This is a genomic window from Larkinella ripae (assembly GCF_054780775.1).
In genome coordinates this window covers 194,814-212,994 of record NZ_BAAGVR010000028.1, presented here as the reverse complement: position 1 = coordinate 212,994, position 18,181 = coordinate 194,814, and the positions used below count along the sequence as shown (strand labels likewise).

At 56.2% G+C, this 18,181-nt stretch carries 6 protein-coding genes; 1 reads left to right on the top strand and 5 read right to left on the bottom strand.

Annotated features, from left to right (window positions below; translation table 11 throughout):
* Nucleotides 1-46: 46 nt before the first annotated feature.
* Together ACYVHX_RS22665 and polA are read right to left on the bottom strand one after the other, a co-directional pair.
* On the bottom strand, nt 47-913 hold the full coding sequence (locus tag ACYVHX_RS22665; protein ID WP_460673979.1) for a universal stress protein: 867 nt from the start codon (nt 911-913) through the stop codon (nt 47-49).
* A gap of 221 nt (nt 914-1,134) precedes the next feature.
* The gene (gene polA, locus ACYVHX_RS22660; RefSeq protein ID WP_460673978.1) at nt 1,135-4,110 is read right to left on the bottom strand and encodes a DNA polymerase I; all 2,976 of its coding nucleotides are present in this window, start codon (nt 4,108-4,110) and stop codon (nt 1,135-1,137) included.
* A 389-nt stretch (nt 4,111-4,499) separates the two neighbouring features.
* Here polA and ACYVHX_RS22655 point away from each other — a divergent pair, with 389 nt between their 5' ends.
* Nucleotides 4,500-4,688, top strand: a complete 189-nt coding sequence (locus ACYVHX_RS22655) for a hypothetical protein (RefSeq protein WP_460673977.1) — start codon at nt 4,500-4,502, stop codon at nt 4,686-4,688.
* 212 nt (nt 4,689-4,900) lie between these two features.
* On the opposite strand, the gene ACYVHX_RS22650 is transcribed toward ACYVHX_RS22655, so the two are convergent.
* The 3 genes from ACYVHX_RS22650 to ACYVHX_RS22640 are packed head-to-tail and all read right to left on the bottom strand — an operon-like array spanning nt 4,901 to nt 17,554.
* Nucleotides 4,901-5,653 (bottom strand): 4'-phosphopantetheinyl transferase family protein, encoded by a 753-nt coding sequence (locus ACYVHX_RS22650; RefSeq protein WP_460673976.1) that lies wholly within the window; start codon nt 5,651-5,653, stop codon nt 4,901-4,903.
* Between the two features lie 2 nt (nt 5,654-5,655).
* Entirely contained in the window at nt 5,656-10,905 is a 5,250-nt protein-coding gene (locus ACYVHX_RS22645; RefSeq protein WP_460673975.1) for an amino acid adenylation domain-containing protein, read from the bottom strand.
* Nucleotides 10,906-10,912: 7 nt separating this feature from the next.
* Nucleotides 10,913-17,554, bottom strand: coding sequence for an amino acid adenylation domain-containing protein (locus ACYVHX_RS22640; protein WP_460673974.1), 6,642 nt, complete (start codon nt 17,552-17,554; stop codon nt 10,913-10,915).
* Between the last annotated feature and the right edge of the window lie 627 nt (nt 17,555-18,181).

Below are 18,181 nucleotides of genomic sequence, written 5' to 3'. Positions count from 1 at the left end.
AAAACCGCCTGTCTCCAGATTTCGGCGCGGCCAGGCTGTCGCTGCGTCAGTAATTTTCTTCCGCGTGATACACCAGAACCGGCACTTCGGAGCTTAACACCATGCGTTTCGTCAGGCTGGGATTGAGCAGTTTGCTCAGAAAATCGCGTTCGCGGGTGGCCATCACCAGCAAATCAACCTGGTGCGTCTTCACGTATCTGGTCAATCCCTCGGCGACGTTATCGGCATCGACGGTGTCCTCGGCGAACCGCGCCCGGCCAAATTCAGCCTCGATCTGGTCGAGAAACTGGCGATCATCGTAAACGTTCGGCTGATTGACCGCCTTAATTTTTACCAGTCGCAGGTTGGATTGAAACGTCCGCGCCAGTTGCACCACCGGCCGCAGGATGTGGTTTTCGTCAAACTCCAGTTGAGTGGCGTAGGCGATATTTTGCAGCCCAACCGGATGGCTGTTGCCGTGTTCGAGCGTCGGGACCACCAGAACCGGGCAGTGGGCGGTCATGGCGACATCGGCCGCCGAACTCCCGGTCAGCCAGTCAAAAAAGGTGTCGATGTGGCTGCGCCCCATCACAATCAGATCCGGTTTCAGCTCATCGGCCACCTCCACAATTTCACCGTCAACCGAGCCAAACCGGGTTTCGATCCGGGTTTTAAAGCCTTCGCGTTCGAGTTGTTCGGCCAGTTCCTGCAAATTCAGTTCGCCCACATCCTCCAGTTCCTGCGCAGCCAGAATCCCCACCCCCACTTCGCCCGTCGGCAAAGTCGTATCCGGAATGTAGGGTTGAGTTACATGGGCCAGAACGATGGTGGTTTCCAACCCATCGCGGCTATATTGCCGGGACAGAAATTTGGCCCAGGCGATGGCAAGGTCAGAGGTGCCGGTGAAATCCGTAGGGACAAGAATGTTTTTCATTGGTAGAGGGATTAGTGATTCTATACTAACAAAAAAACCAGACTTCTTTCCCAAAAACCTTGTTAATTCTTTGTTATCAGGCGGTTTTCGGTATCCGGTTTTGTCCGGATTTCACACCCGTTTCCGACCTTCGTTATTCGGTGTTCATTGTTCATTATTAAGAGGCTTGAACCAATCACGAATAATGAATAACGAACACCGAACATCGAGGTTCGTTCTAATCAGTGCGCATCCAGCCAGTTTTTTCCGAATCCAATCCCGGTTTCCATTTTCACGGCCAGCGGAATCGCGTTTTCCATCAGTCCGGCAACATTTTCTTTCAGAATATCCAGTTCATCCTTGTGCGCGTCGAACACCAGTTCATCGTGCACCGTCAGAATCATGCGCGATTTCAGGCGGTTTTCCCGGATAAACTCATCAATTTTGATCATCGCAATTTTGATCATATCGGCCGCCGATCCCTGAATGGGCGCGTTGATGGCGTTGCGCTCGGCAAAACTCCGGTCGGTCATGTTTCGGGAATTGATGTCGCGCAAATACCGCCGACGGCCCAGAATCGTTTCGGCGTACTCATACTCCCGGGCTTTGGCAATCGCGCCATCCATGTACTGTTTGATGGCCGGAAAACCGGCGAAATACTCCTGAATGATCTCGGCGGCTTCCTTGCGCGGAATCCGCAGCCGACGGGATAAGCCAAAGGCCGAAATCCCGTAAATAATCCCAAAATTGACCATTTTGGCTTTCCGGCGCATGTCCGAATCCACTTCATCCAGGCCAACCTTAAAAACCTTGCTGGCGGTTTGCGTATGAATATCGATACCGTTGTTGAAGGCGTCGAGCATGGTTTGATCCCCGCTGAAAGCCGCCATAATCCGCAGTTCGATCTGCGAATAATCCGCCGACATGATCAGAAATTCGTCGCTGTGCGGCACAAATGCTTTCCGGATTTCGCGCCCCCGGGGCGTCCGGATCGGAATGTTTTGCAGGTTCGGATTGGTCGAACTCAGTCGTCCCGTGGCCGCCACGGCCTGATTGAACGAGGTATGAATCCGGCCATCGCGCGGGCTGATCAACAGCGGCAGCGCATCGACGTAGGTGTTTTTCAATTTCACCAGTTCCCGGTAATCCAGAATTTTTCGGGCAATTTCGTGGTCGGCTTCCAGTTCGGTCAGTACCTCCTCGCCGGTTGCGTACTGACCGGTTTTGGTCTTTTTGGCTTTGTTATCGAGTTTCAGTTTGTCAAACAGCACCTCGCCCAATTGCTTCGGCGAACCGATGTTGAACGGCCCGCCCGCCAGTTCGTAAATTTCGCCCTGCACCTGCCGCATGTCGGTTTCGAGCGTGGCCGACAAATCTTTCAGGGCGTTGATATCAACTTTGACCCCACCCAGCTCCATTTCGCCCAGCACCCGGACCAGCGGCATTTCTACCTCGTCAAACAGCTTGTTGAGCTGGTTTTTCTCCAGCATCGGCCCAAACGTATCCTTCAGTTGCAGCGTTATATCGGCATCTTCACCGGCGTATTCGACCACCTTCTGAATCTCCACATCGCGCATCGTCAACTGTTTCGGCCCTTTTTTCCCGATCAGCGTTTCGATGGAAACCGGGTCGTAGTTCAGGTGCGTCAGGGCCATGATGTCCATGTTGTGCCGTTGTTCAGGTTCGATGAGGTAATGCGCCACCATCGTATCGAACAGTTTCCCCTGCACCTCGACGCCGTATTTTTTCAGCATCAGCATGTCGTATTTGAGGTTCTGACCGACTTTCAGAATCGCCGGATTCTCGAACACGCTGCGGAACTCCTCCACAATGGCCTTCGCGGCTTCGCGTTCGGCCGGCACCGGCACGTAAAACGCTTCTCCCTTGCGGTAGGAAAACGACAAGCCCACCAGATCGGCCTCCACCGGGTCCGTCGATGTTGTTTCCGAATCGAAACAGAGGGTTTCCTGCTGATTCAGGTAATGCACCAGGCTCTGGCGTAACGATGCCGTATCCACCAGCCGGTAATCGTGCACCACCGAATAAATGGTTCGCCGGGGTTCGTGCTGGCTTTCAACGGATTCGGTTTCGGTCCAGTCGGCCTGCCTATCCGTCGTGTTTGGCAAAACCGACGGCCGCGCTCCGCTTTCAAAAGCCGAGATGGCGGTGTTGCGGGTCGAGACGTCCTCCTCCACAAACGGCAGATCCGAGGTTCCCGACGGGTTATCGGTTCCGGATTGGGCGGCCGGAGCCAGCACGGTTTCCGCATCAAATAACCCCATCTGGCCCTTGGGCGTCGAACGAGGCACCACCGGGAACGGAATGGGGTCTACTTCCTCGTCGCCGACCAGCCGCTTGCGTAATTGCCGGAATTCCAGTTCCTCGAGCAGGGCCGACAACCGCGGTTTATCCGGTTCGGTGTGCAGCAGGGCGGTTTCGTTAAAATCAATCGGTACGTCCAGATGAATTGTTGCCAGTTGTTTCGAAAGCAGGCCCTGCTGCGCAAATTGCACGACATTGTCTTTCAGCTTTCCTTTCAGCTTGTCGGCGTTGGCAATCAGGTTTTCGACCGTTCCGAATTCGGCAACCAGTTTCTGGGCGGTTTTTTCGCCCACGCCCGGAATCCCCGGTATGTTGTCGACCGAATCGCCCATCAGCCCCAGCATGTCGGTCACCTGACTGATTTCTTCAATCTGCCAGCGGTCCAGTACTTCTTTTACACCCAGCTTTTCGGCGGCTTTGCCCATGAAAGCCGGACGGTATACGTAGATATGATCTTCAACCAGTTGGCCGTAATCCTTGTCCGGCGTCATCATAAACACCTCAAAATCAGCCCTCGCAGCCCGTTTGGCAATCGTACCGATAATGTCGTCGGCTTCGTAACCATCCAGAATCAGAATGGGAATGTTCATGGCTTCCACCAGCTTCTTCACGTAGGGAATGGCAATGCTGATGTCTTCGGGCATGGCCTGGCGGTTGGCCTTGTATTCGACAAAGGTTTCGTGCCGGAATGTCTTTTTACTGCTATCGAACGCAACGCCGATGTGGGTCGGTTTTTCTTTCTGAAGAATCTCCAGCAGGGCGTTGGTAAAACCAAACACACAACTGGTATTCATACCGCGTGACGTAATGCGGGGGGCCTTACTGAATGCAAAATGAGCGCGGTAAATCAGCGCCAACGCATCCAGCAGAAATAATTTTTTTTGTGGTTTTGTCATTGAGAGAAGAATATCGGAAGATGCCGTCAAGAAACACAAATCCCGCCAATTGTACAACTTGATAACAACCTTAATGCGGGTTCTGGTTTCTGGTTTTCCGGCTCTGCAACAAAAAAACCGCCCGGGTTTCGGGCGGTTTGGAATCCTGTACGTTCTTTTCTTTGACGAGTCAAATTCCTTCGCGGCAACCGCCCGGTCCGGTCTGGCAGATGGCTGATGACGTAGTTTTCGTCTGTTTCATGGCATTAACAATCCGTTTGGTAAAATTATTTTTGCCATTAAAAGGACAATTTCAAGGTATTTTGTAACATTAGGGGACAATATACGTTCTGTAGTTGTCGTAGTTAAAAAATTGAAGTGTGAAACATCACCATACGATCTTCGATCCATTGAGAAAACTGCTGGATTCCCTCGCCGTTCTGGTTCTTGTTATTGTTCTGGTCGTCATCACGAGTCCGCCGAGTGTGCGCAACATGATGACCACGATTGGATGCCTGGAGATTTTCGGAATCGGTATTATTGCCTGGATGGCGACTTCGGCAGCGTACGACGAAGATACGTCCTCCGAGGATGCGTAGTGCGCTGCGGTTCCGTCCAGCTGCCGGTTTTATCCCTGTTTGCCCGCCCACTCGCTGAGCAGCGTCCATTTTTTGCCCTTTTCTTTGCTTAAAAACCGCCCGGAAGTCCCTAACGCCAGCAACGATCCCCTATTGGTAGCTGGTATAAGGCCCGCAAAAACCGGGAATGGCCCGCTTCCTGCTTTATCACGATTAACTTAAGTCTTGCTGGCTCAATTGAGAATTGCCGCTTCTGCTTCGTAGAACGAAATGGGCGGATTGTCGTTTTGACCCTGGTACGCCAGAGCCGCCGGATAGTGATCGCTGCACAGAAAACTCCGCACCAGCCAGTGTTGCCCAAGGTCGCCCGGTTTTGTGGCCAGCGAATGAAATCCGGCCAGTGATGGTACCGCCGACAGCTTATCGTCCACGCCGTGTCCGGTGGCCTTCACCCAGGCTTCTTTTCGCGTCCAGAGGGTAAAAAAACGATCGGGTCCGTACCGCGCGATGAACTGTTGCTCGTCCGGCGAAAAATGATACCGGATAACGTCGGTGTAATTCTGGCGACCGTCGGCGTATTCGACATCAATACCAACCGTTGCAGCATCAAAGGCATACACAATCCAGTTGCCCGAATGGGAGAGATTGAAGGCCGGTCCGGAGTTGTTGCGCAGCCGGGGCTTCCCAATCCCGGGTTCAAAGGCAATTGCACCGGGTGTCTGCTCCGTAAACCGGGCGAGAAAAAACCGCAACATCCCCCGCCCAATGACAAACCGCGCCCGGTCGGTGGGCTGCACAAAGCGCGCTCCGCGCGCTTTTTCTTCGTCCGACAGAAAAGCCTGCAAGCGGGGCATCTCAGCGTCAAACTGCGCCAACGGCAGCCGGACGACGGTGCGAACCGGCCTAACCGGGCAAGAGGTAAAAGGCTGCCAGTCAATGGAATGACCGAGTTCACCAATGTCCAGCCGGGCGGTTTCGCTCATCATCTTTATTTCGCTAGCCGCTTGCGGTCATCCAGGGCCGTTTGAATGACCCGGGCGGTTTCCGTGGCATTCAGCGCATCAAACATGGTGCTGTGGTCGCCCGGCACTTCGTAAACCGTTACATCCCGGCGCGCGTATTTTTTCCAGCCCAGGAAGGCGAAATCCATGATAAAATACACCCGTTTCTGGGAGCGGAATAAAACCACCTCTTCGTCGAAGGGCTTGAGAATGTATTTTTTGTAGGCGCCTTCCAGCCTTTCGCGAATGTACTCAATCGGCAGCAACGCTTCTTCCGGTTTGGGCACTTCCCGCAACCCGACGGTCGTCAGCAGGGCATCGATTCGCCGTAGCAAATAATTCTTCTGATACGCAATCGTCTGGGCCGGATCACGCAGAAACGAATGAACCAGCCACTTTAGCTTGGGATACTGGCGCCGGATGCGTTTGTTGAGGTTGCGGGCGTCCAGAATTTTCGATGTCACGATTTCGGCGTCCGTGTCCAGAATACCCAGCATCGACACTTTTTTGTTCATTCCCCGCAGAATCCGGGCCATTTCGACGGCAATGTACCCCCCGAACGAATAACCGGCCAGCATATAAGGACCATGCGGATTCTGCTCCAGCAGTTCGCTGACGTAGAAAGCCGCCATGGCCTCGATGCTATCCAGCGGTTCGTCCAGCCCGTCGAGCCCCTTCGCCTGAAAACCGTAAACCGGCTGATCGGCATCCAACTTGCCAGCAACATGGCTGAATTTCAACACATTCAGTCCGTCGCCGTGAACAAAATAAATCGGGTCTTTCGTCCCCGCCGGTTTGATGGGAACCAGCGATTTCCAGGTTGTGGATTTTTTGTTGGTTTGCAGCAGGTTGGCTAATTTTTGAATCGTTGAATATTCAAAAAGCGTCGAAAGCGGCAGGCGTTTCCCGGTTTCTTTCTCGATTCGGGTCATCACCTGCACGGCAATCAGCGAATGCCCGCCGAGTTCAAAGAAGTCGTCAGTGTTCTTGATGTTGTCGTGTTGAAGCACCTCCGACCAGATAGTAGCCACTAATTCTTCCTCTTTGCTCCGCGCCCGTTCCACCACGGGTTCCGCCGACAGACTTTCCGTTTCCGGTTTGGGTAAGGCCTTGCGGTCAATTTTTCCATTGGGGGTCAACGGCAGTTGGGGCAATACCACAAACGCCCTCGGCACCATGTAATCCGGCAACAGGTCTTTGGCCCGCTGCTTCCAGTGCTGGAGTTGTTCTTTCGAAACCGTCGGATTTACTTTGTGCGGATCGCGGGCGAAGGACCCGATCACCGATTCATGAATAACCGCCCCCGCCGGTATTGCCGGCATCCGGTTTGGCAGCGATTTGGGAATAAAGACCACTTCAAACCGGTTGTCGATTCCGTCGACCGCCCACCGAATATGCGCCTGATACCCCAGCGATTCGCCCAGTTGCCAGAACAAATCCGGATCAATGCCCACGGCGGCCTGCGCCAGCTTTTCTTTGATGGTGCGAATCGGCGTTTGCCCCCCGGCCTGATTCACCAGTTGCAGAAGGGCGAAATCCTGGGCGGTTCGTTCGTTGAACAGGTTCTTGACGAAAACCACCGTCGGCGGATTCGTGCGGAGCTGCTGTTCAATGGCGGCCAGCGAAACCTTCCGTCCGTCGAGTTCGACCGTTGCGGTCACCACCTGGGGCGCTTTCCCGACGTACAGCCAGACATCGTAATGGTATTTGGTCGTTTCGTTCCGGAATTTGCCTTTTCGCAATTGAATCTCAACTCCGGCAATCCCGGGAATCAGCTGCGGCAAGGCATAAAAGAACGCCGGATCGGCCAGAAACTCATCTTCCATCTGCACCCGCCGTTCCACCGTCTCGCGAAATTCGGCCACTGTTTTTTCGTCCGTCGATCGCTGCAACTGGTCGTAGGCGTGGTGCATCCGGAGCGTATTCTTACCCTGCATATCGCCGATGAAAACGCAACCACCGGCCGCCGTCACCTCCACGGCGTTGCGGATCACGTTCAGAAAGTAAGCGGTATTCGGAAAATACTGCGCCACGCTGTGCACCAGAACCAGGTCAACGCTCGACGAACCCAGGGCCGAAAAATCGTCGGCCATGCCGTTCCGAACCCGTACATGCCGGAATTTGTCCGTCTGCTGGGTAATTTTTTCCGTCAGTTTATCAATCGCCGGTTGCGAATAATCGGTCGCCACATACTGCTTCACGTCGGCAGCCAGGGCAAACAGGAGTTGCCCCGCTCCACAACCCACTTCCATGATCCGCTGCGGTTTCAGCGCTTTGATGCGTTCGATCGACTGCGCCAGCCAGGCATCGGCCTCCTGACGAATGTCTTTCCGGTTGCTCAGTTGTTCGGCAATGGCCACATCCAGGTTCTGGTCGTCCAGCGCCAGTTGCTGCTCACTGGCCACGCCCATGTTGTAGATCACATCCCAGCGTTCTTTCCAATTCGGCGATTTGCTTTTGACGGGTGCCGTTTCCGGAACCACATACGCCACCAGATGCGGATCGCCGGGCCGGTCTTCCCGCGCCACCACCACTGCTTCCCGCACGTCGTCGGCCCCGGCCAGGGCGTATTCAATTTCGCCCAGTTCAATCCGGTAGCCCCGGATTTTGACCTGCTGATCGATGCGGCCCAGACACTGAATTTCGCCGTTGGGTATCCATTTCCCGAGGTCACCGGTGCGGTACAGCAAACCCGTGCCAAACCGGTTTTCCACAAATTTCTCCGCATTCAGGTCGGGCCGGTTGTGGTAGCCCCGCGCCACCCCTTCACCGGCAATGGTGATTTCACCCACCGAGCCAATGCCCAGGCGGTTTCCGTCGGTATCCAGAATGTAGACCTGCGTATTCTGAATGGGCCGCCCAATGGTGATGACCGAATCCGACGCCAAAATCTGTTTTCCGGTCGAATAAATGGTCGTTTCTGTGGGGCCATACATGTTCCAGAGCGAAGCACACCGCGCCGTCAGTTTTTCGGCCAGGTCTTTCGACAAGGGTTCTCCGCAGCACAGGACTTTCAGCGGCAGGGGCGTTTCCCAGCCAGCCGCCAGCATGAGTTTATACGTTGCGGGAGTCGCCTGAATTACCGAAATCGGCTCCTTCTGAATGGCTTCCAGCAGCAGCCGACCATCGCGGGTCGTCTCCGTATCGGCGAGTACGAGCGTTGCACCGACCAGCAGCGGCAGAAACAACTCCAAACCGGCAATGTCGAACGAGATTGTCGTCACCGCCAGCAAGCGGTCGTCCGGCGTCATTCCCGGCCAATCCAGCATACTCGTCAGCAAATTGACAATGTTGTGCTGCTCGATCAGTACGCCCTTCGGCTTGCCCGTCGAACCGGAGGTGTACAGAATATACGCTAAATCAGAGCCTCCGGTTGTTACAACCGGCTCGCTGCTGGACAGGGCGGCCGATTCGCTCAAGGCCGTTTCGAGTTCCAGCTCCCGGACCGTTGTGTCCAGCCGACCGGCGTATTTTCGCGATGTTACCACCATCCGGGCCGAGGAATCGGTCAGCATGAAGGCAATGCGGTCGTGCGGATAAGCCGGATCAAGCGGCAGATAAGCCGCCCCGGCTTTCAGGATCGCCAGCAGGGTGATCAGCATTTCGGGCGAACGGTCGAGGGAAACCCCGACAATGTCATTCTTCCGGATGCCTTTCTGAATCAGATAATGCGCTACCTGGTTGGCGGTTTCGTGCAACTGCCGGTACGTCAGCGTTTGCTGCTGAAACACCAGGGCGGTTTTTTCCGGGAATTGCGTGGCGGTCTGGGCCAGCAGCCGGTGCAGGGGCGTTTCTTTCGGGTAGTTCACCATTGCCTCCTGGCCAACAGCCACTTGCCGGGGTTGGTCGGAAACCGCCCAGGTCAGGGAATTCACCAAAACCGCCGGATCGGCAACAATGGTCCGCAGCAGGTTCTCAAAACCGGTCATCATCCGGCCGATGGTTTCGGCCGTGAACAGTTGCGTGTTATACGACCACTCCAGCGTCAGGGACGTTTCGGAGCCGGTTGCGTTCAGAAATAACTCAAAGTTTTCGTACGCCCGGGGATTGCTGATGAGCTGGTAAGTCAGTCCGTGAAAATCCACGCCGTCGGCCAGGCCCATATCGACGTTGAAGATCACCGGCACCAGCGGAATGCGCGACGGATCACGGGCGATACTGAGGGTTTTCAGCAAACTGCCAAAGGTCAGCCGCTGGTGGTCGTAGGCCGTCAACAACTCGGATTTGCGCTGCTTCAGAAAATCGACAAACCGCACGGATTCCGAAAGGTGCGAACGCAGCGGCAGCAGGTTGACGCAGTGACCGATCAGCCGGTAATGGCCCGATGCCGACTGACCGGCCGCGGGCAATCCAATGGCGATGGTTTCCTGCCCCGTCAGGCGGTGCAGCCACACATCAAAAGCCGTCACGAGCGTCGTCACAAAACTACAACCGGCTTCGCGACCCAGCTTTTTGAGAGCCGACACCAGCGTTTCGTCCAGCTCAAAGTCCAGCCGCTGGCTTTTGTAGGTCCGGTGGTGCGGGCGGGGAAAATCGGTCGGTACATCAACCACCGGAACCCCCGGTTTATACTGATCGTGCCAGAATTTTTCAATCTGGGCATACTCCGAGCTCCGCTCAAACACCGCCTGATCGTCGGCATACTGGCTGAACAAAACCGGCTCGGGCAAACTAACAAACTGATTCTGAACCGTCGCCGAATAGAGTGCGCTCAGATCCTGCATCAGAATACCCATCGACCAGCCATCGCAAACGATGTGGTGGGCCGTTAACACCAAAAACCAATCGTCGGCCGAAACCTTCAGCAAACCGGCTTTCAGCAGCGGCCCGTTGCCTAGATCGAAGCAAAATTCGGCGTCATGCCGAACGTAGTCGGCCACGGCCCGCGTCTGTTCGTCGGCGGTTTTTTCCGAATAATTTTCGACGTGCAGCGCCACGGGCCGATCCCGGAAAATAAGCATTTGCCGGCCATCGGCGCTGAAAGCAGCCCGCAGCGACTCATGCCGCCGGACCAGCAACTGCAACGATTCTTCCAGCGCGATCCGATCCGGAACGCCCCGAAACCGCAGGGAAATGGATTCGTTGTAAGCCCGACTGGCTTCATCGCCCCCCAGCAAACAGGCCGTCCAGATTTCCATCTGGGGCTCCGTCGAAGGGACCAAGCGGCTAATTTCGGGACCCGCAAACGGATCGTAATCAACAGCATGAACGTGAATTGGTGTGGAATATGCGACCATTGGCGTCTTAGTTGGCGTCTACTTGCATGAATTTCCCCGGCACATCCGGATTGGCAACAAACCAGGCCGGATTGCCCGACTGATCCCGGCCCAAACGCGCACCCGCCACGGGCGGCACGTTCAGCGCGGCCGATGCGCTGGCGATCGAATCAGTGACCGGCGCGGCCTGGAAAAAACCGGCTTCGATCATTTCCTGCACGCTTTCGCGGAAAAGCGCAATCACGTGTTCAATTTCGGCGTCGGTGATGGCCTCGGTCATGAAGCAGGGAAAACCGTCCCAGATGTGAATGCCTTTTTCGCGCATCAGCGTGAACAACAACTCACTGTACGGTATTTCCTGGTGGTATTTGATTTTCCAGAGCGAGCCAAACTGGGCCACGAAGAACGGCAGTTGCTGGCGGCTGAAGTCGGCGTTGAGCGTGCTGGCCAGCCACTCGGTTTTGGCCGTCAGGCTGCGCTGCAAGTCGGGGCCTTTCTGTTTCAGGTAACGCAACGAAGCCCGGGCGGCCGCCAGAGCCAGCGGGTGACGCACGAAGGTTCCGGCAAAATACGTGACGCCAACCTCCGGAAACGACGCGTCGCCGTACTGCCAGTGGCCGCCGTCGAGCGCATCCATGAATTGTTTTTTTCCGGCGATGACACCAATCGGCAAACCGCCACCGGCCACTTTTCCGTAGGTCGCCAGGTCGGCCCGAATGCCAAACAGACCCTGCGCGCCGGCGGGGTGCATCCGAAAACCGGTGATGATTTCGTCGAAGATCAGGACCGTTCCGGCGGTTTGGGTCACCGTACGAAGCTCCTTCAAAAACTCCACGGGCCGAAATTCCGGACGGCGGCTCTGCACGGCTTCCACCAGCACGGCGGCAATTTCGTGCGACCGTTCGCGGATAATTTTCAGGCTTTCGTCGGTGCCGTAATCCAGAATCAGCATGTTCTGCACCGCTTCGGGCATGATGCCCGGTGCGGCCGGAAACGACTTCATTTTCTTGGTTCCGCGCACAATCACCTCGTCGATGATGCCGTGGTAGGAGCCGGTAAAAGCCACAATCAGCGACCGGCCCGTAACCGTCCGCGCAATCCGCATGGCGCCCAGCACGGCTTCGGAACCAGTGCTGCACAGGGCGGAGCGATCAAAACCGGTCATTTCACAGATCAGTTCGCAAACCTCACCGGCCAGTTCGTGCTGCGGCCCCACTTCAAAACCGTCTTCCACCTGTTCGTGCAGCGCTTCCTTGATGTGATCGGGCTGATAGCCAAACAGATTGGAGCCGAAACCGTTCAGCACGTCAATGTATTCGTTGCCGTCCACATCCCACAACCGGCTGCCCTTCGAGCGGTTTACGACGATGGGATAAACGAGCTCTTTGGTCAGCGGTTTGAAGCCCGACACCACGCGCGGGTCGGCCATGTGCGAACGGTGCTTCTGGGTGTATTTCTTGCTGCCCCCGGTTTTTCGGGTATAGCGCTCGGTCAGTTGCCGGAGAAAACCCTGTTGCGTCGGTGTCAGGTCCGTCGCCTGCCGTTCGATCCGGGCGGCCGCGCCGAACGGTTTTTTGATTTCAACCACTTCTTCGGCCGTCAGCTCGGGGGCTTTGGTCAACGGACTCTTTTCCGATCCCTGCCCGTTCGACGACGCTTTCCCGTTCAGTTGGCCGTTCGTACTTCCAACAACGGGGGCTGGCGCGGGCTGCGGCAAAACCGGGTTATTTCCCTGCAACAACGCGATTTGCTGGGCCAGAATCTGCAACTGCTGGGAGATCAACCCCAGCGCCGGGTTGGTAGCCGCCTGATTCTGATAGGCATACCCGTTCACCGGCACGGAAACCGGCGTTTGCAAAACCGGGTTCGAAACCGGAACCGGGGCAGCCGCTGGCGCGGGTTGGTACGCATCGGCCGGAAGATTCTGATCGAGATACGCCACCAGCTGATCGGGCGTGGCGTACTCTTCGTTCAATTGGCGGAACGTCAGGGGGACGTTGAACTCTTTTTTGAGGGTCATTGCCACCTGCGTCAGCAGCAGCGAGTCCAGCCCCAACTCCACAAAGCTCCGATCGGACTGAATTCCGGACATTTCGATGCCTGACGCATTTTCTACGATGTCTTTAATTTTTGTCAATAAAGTGTCTTGCCTCATGGAATTTGGTTGTTCTGGTTTTAGGGGTGTTTCGGTTACTGGGGTATCAGCTATAAATTGGGTGGGTTGAGAAACCGGCAAAACCGGATCGACCCAGCACCGTTTTTTGTCGAAAACATAGGTAGGCAGCATCCGCTTGACGCGCTGCTGCCCGGCATAAAAGGCTTGCCAGTCGGGCTCAACGCCATGAAGCCAAAGTTGCCCGAGCGCCTTGAGAATCAGCCGGTATTCCGACAGATTCCCTTTCGGTTTCTCCAGGCTATTGAAAACCGGAACGGCAGCAGGCCCGGCCTGGCGTGGCCCCGCCTGCTGCCGAACCAGCGTGGTGGACACCTGCCCCGGCCCAACTTCCAGAAAAACCGGCTGCTGGCGGGTGAACAGCGTGTCGAGCGCATCGGCAAACCGCACCGTCTGCCGGAGGTGGTTGGCCCAATACGCCGGGTCGGTCGCTTCGGCATCGGTCAGATATGTCCCCGTGACGGTCGAAACAATCGTTCGCCGGGGTCGTTGCAAGGACACGCTGGCTACCAGTTCAGCAAATTTCGGCACGACGGGGTCCATCATCGCCGAATGAAACGCGTGGCTCGTGGTCAGCAACCGATGGGGTACTTCTACGGCGGTCAGGTGCTGCGCAAAAACCGTCACCGCGTCGTCGGAACCCGCCACCACGCACAGATGGGTGCTGTTGATGGCCGCTATCGACAGGGTTTCCGGCAGGATTGCCTGCAACGCAGCGGCTTCCATCCTGACGGACAACATGCTGCCACGCGGCAATTCACTCACCATCCGGCCCCGGCCCGCAATCAATTTCAGCGCATCCGGCAGGGAGAAAACGCCCGCCAGATGAGCAGCAACAAATTCACCGATGCTGTGGCCACATAAAACCGTGGGCTCAATACCCCAACTCATCCACAACCGTGCCAGTGCATACTCGGTCACAAACAACGCCGGTTGGGTGTAGCGGGTGTCCGTCAAGCGAGCTTCGGCTTCGGTGCCGGGCTGGTCAGGATACATGACAGCCCGTAAATCCAGGTCCAGGTCAGCCTTCAAAAGCTCGGCGCATTCATCCACCGCCAGCCGGAAAACCGCTTCATTTTCGTACAGGGTCCGGCCCATGTTGAGGTATTGCGCGCCCTGCCCCGGAAACAGAAACACCAGATCGCCCGGACGTTGAGTCAGCGAATGGGCGGTGGCGTGGGGCAAAACCGCCAGGGCTTCGGCGGCATCGGACGCCAGCGCAAACCGCCGGTGGTGAAAATCGGGCCGGGTGGTCTGGAGCGTGTAAGCGAAATCGGCCAGCGGTTCTTCCGGTGCCTGATGAAGGTGGCCCGAAAGCCGTTCGGCGTAGGCGCTGGCACTCTCCGGCGACTTCGCCGACCAGGTCAGCAGTTGCAGCGGACGACCTTCCCCTGCTTCTTCCGGTGCATTGACGGCTTCTTCGAGCACGACATGCACGTTGGTTCCGCCGACCCCAAACGAACTGACCCCGGCCCGGCGCACGTCTTCCGACGCCCATTCGGTCAGTTGGGTATTGACAACGAACGGACTGTTCGCAAAATCGATATGCGGATTGGGACGCTTAAAACCCAGCGAGGGCGGAATTTGCCGGTTGTACAACGTCAGTGCCGCTTTGATGAAACCGGCGACGCCAGCCGCCTGCGTCAAGTGGCCCATGTTGCTTTTGATCGACCCGATGGCGCAGTACTGGTTGCGCGGCTGCGGCCCGAAAGCCATCGTCAATCCTTGCATTTCAATTGGATCGCCCAGGGGCGTGGCGGTGCCGTGGGCTTCCACGTAGGTAATGGTAGCCGGGTCGATCTGCGCATCATCCAGCGCCATCCGAATCGCTCCGGCCTGTCCTTCGGCATTGGGGGCCGTAAAACTACCTTTGCCTCCGCCGTCGTTGTTGACGCCCACCCCTTTGATCACCGCGTAAATCCGGTCGCCATCGCGTTGAGCCGCTTCCAGACTTTTGAGCAACACCACGCCCGCGCCGTCGCTGAAAACCGTACCGGTCCCGTCGGCATCGAACGACCGGCAATGCCCGTCGCGGCTTCCCATCGCTCCTTCCTGGTACAGATGCCCGCTGTTGACGGGGGCCGTAATGCTGGCTCCACCGGCCAGCGCCAGCTCACACTGCCCTTTCCGGATGCTTTCGACGGCCTGCGCGATGGCCAGCAGGGAGGTCGAGCAGGCGGAGTAAACGCTGACGGCCGGGCCTTTCAGGTCCAGTTGGTAGGCCGTCCGCGAAGCGATGTAATCTTTCTCGTTGACGGTCATCGCCTGAAAAGCGCCGACCTGATTGAGTACCGCCGGATTGGTGAGGACGTTGTTCAGGTAGTACGTATTGTTCCCACTACCGGCATAGACCCCAATGCGGCCTTTGTAAAATCGGGGCAGATAGCCCGTTTGCTCCAGGGCTTCCCAGGCGATTTCCAGAAAAAGCCGCTGCTGGGGATCCATCACCTCGGCCAGTTTGGGAGTCAGCCCGAAAAAAGCCGCATCAAATTCCTCAATTCCGTCGATGACACCCCGCGCCCGAACGTAAGCCGGGTCGGTTTTGGTCGCGTTCGGGATGGACGCATCCAATTCATCCGAGGCAAAAAACCGGGTGGTTTCCCGGCCTGCTTTCAAGACTTCCCACAGTTCGGCGACAGTGCTGGCGCCGGGGAAACGACCCGCCATGCCGATCACGGCGACATCCGCCGAAGCGGTTTGCGGTTTTGGGCCCGCTGCGGCCGCGTGGAAAACCGCCGGTTTTTGTTCCAGTGCGGCCACGATCCCGGCGATGGTCGGGTGCTGATAGAGCTTCGTTACGGGCAGGGTCTGATCGAGCTGCTGTTTCAGCACCGCTACGGTTTTCTGCGCCAGAAGTGAATTTCCGCCCAGTTCAAAGAAGTTGTCGTCCAAGCCCACCCGGTCGAAACCCAGCAGTTCGCTCCACAAGCCCGCCAGCTGTTTCTCCAGTTCGGAAACCGGCTCGCGGTATAATACGCCCAGTTCCGGCCGGTGATTACCCGGTTTAGGCAATTGTTTTTTATCGATTTTCCCGCTCGTCGTCCGGGGAAATTCCGCCATCCGGACCAACTGCGCCGGAATCATGAAATCCGGAAGTTGCTGCTCCAGGGCTTTGCGGAGCGAGGCCGTTTCGACGGCTTCCGTCGCCACCACGTAGGCAATGAGCTGTTTCTGACCGGGCAGGTCTTCACGGGCCACCACCACGGTTTGCCGAACGCCCGGCTGTTTCGCCAGGACGACTTCGATCTCGCCCAGTTCAACGCGGTTGCCCCGGATTTTAACCTGATCGTCTTTCCGGCCGTAAAATTCGATGGAGCCATCGGCCTGGTACCGGGCCAGGTCGCCCGTACGGTACACCGTCAGCGGACCTTTTTCCGGGTGCACCCAGGGGACGAATTTTTCGGCCGTCAGCTCGGGGCGGTTCAGGTAACCGGTTGCCAGACCAATCCCCTCAATGCTGATTTCGCCCACGTCGCCCGTCGGCACCAACTCGCCGGTTTCGGTCAGCAGCAACACCTCAAGGCCAGCGATGGGCCGGCCGATGGTGGGCAGTCTGGGCCAGTTTAGGGCATCCCCTTTCAATTTCAACTCCGTTACCCACACGCTGGCTTCGGTCGGGCCGTAGACGTTCATCAGCGTACAGTCGGGCCGGTCGGCAAAAAACCGGGCGATCTGTGGCGTAATTTTCAGCAGTTCCCCCCCCGTGATGATTTCCAGCAGTTGATCCGAAACACCCGGTTCGGCTTCGGCGGCTTCGGCCAGGTATTGCAGGACGACGTATGGCAAAAAAAGCCGGTTGATGCTATTCTGGCGGATGTACCCCAGCAGCCTTCCCGCATCCAGCCGGTAGCTGTCGTCGATCAGGTGCAGGGTTCCGCCCGTCGTGAGCGGCACAAAAATCTCCTGAAACGACGCATCGAAACTCAGGTGGCAGAATTGAAGCGTCTGAAGGCCGGGACCGACCACGGCGTGATCGTGTTGCCAGGTCAGCAGATTGATCAGTCCGGCATGAGCCAGGCAAACGCCCTTCGGTTGCCCGGTCGAACCGGAGGTATACAAAATGCAGGCCACCGGATTGGGCAACGAAACCGCCCGTGCCGCCAGCGAATAGTCTTCATCGGCCCGAATGACCGACAGGCCCAACCGGGCAAATCCGGCTTCGTCGGCAGCATTGGTCAGGTAGGCTTTCACGCCGGAATCCGCAATGATCTGTTCCAGCCGCTGGACGGGATAAGTCGGATCGAGGGGCAAATACGCTTTCCCGGCTTTCAGAATGGCCAGCACGCCTACCACCATGCTCAGACTGCGGGTGGTGCTCAGGCCGATGATTTCGGCGTCAGGCACCTGGTGCAGAATCGCCCGGGCGAGTTGATCGGCGCGGTCATTCAGAGCCTGGTAAGTCAGGCTTTCGGCTCCGTGAACGACGGCGGTCCGGTCGGCGTGCTGCTGCACCGCTTCCGCTACCATCTGATCAATCTGCGAATAAGGTCTTTTCATGAAATGACGACGAATGAACACTCTGCGGGTATCAATTTCCTCCTTTACTTTCTCCTGCTTACCGAACAACTGAAAATAGACATCGGAATTATAAGAATTTATACACGCTTCTTTATCCGTAATTTTACTTATATAAAAATCCAGATTTCCGGGCGGCAAAAACTTCCATCGATGTCTATCAATTGTTACCAAAAATAGAAATCGTTCACTAACCAATAAGGCAGAAATTCATCTTCTTGCAAAATGGATACTATTTCTACCGCTCAGCTTTATCCTATGCAAGTTTAAAAATTTTGTCTGACAAATTTAAATTCCAGTTTTGACAATTGGTAAATTATTTCTGCTATATTTATTAGACGGTATATTTTTTTGCACCCCAGCCGTATTTTTACCTACTTGTCAATTTCCAATTTGTCTGCTTTTTAGCATCGGACGTCAAACGATTACCAAAAAAGACGAAATGGCTGACTTTCAGCCCAAACGGTTTCGGGTGGTTAGGCTGACTCCACAGACCGGTTGGAGTTATTCCGGCAAATGATCCTTCCGTTGTATTTCGATTCGTGTTCGTTAGTCAGTACCTTGCAACCGCTTTTCAAACTCCCTAATACGCTAGCAAGGATTGTACCT

What these genes read in the sequence shown, in the direction of transcription:
- ACYVHX_RS22665 (WP_460673979.1), bottom strand. Translation starts at nt 913, where the DNA reads ATGAAAAACATTCTTGTCCCTACGGATTTCACCGGCACCTCTGACCTT.
- polA (WP_460673978.1), bottom strand. Translation starts at nt 4,110, where the DNA reads ATGACAAAACCACAAAAAAAATTATTTCTGCTGGATGCGTTGGCGCTG.
- ACYVHX_RS22650 (WP_460673976.1), bottom strand. Translation starts at nt 5,653, where the DNA reads ATGATGAGCGAAACCGCCCGGCTGGACATTGGTGAACTCGGTCATTCC.
- ACYVHX_RS22645 (WP_460673975.1), bottom strand. Translation starts at nt 10,905, where the DNA reads ATGGTCGCATATTCCACACCAATTCACGTTCATGCTGTTGATTACGAT.
- ACYVHX_RS22640 (WP_460673974.1), bottom strand. Translation starts at nt 17,554, where the DNA reads ATGAAAAGACCTTATTCGCAGATTGATCAGATGGTAGCGGAAGCGGTG.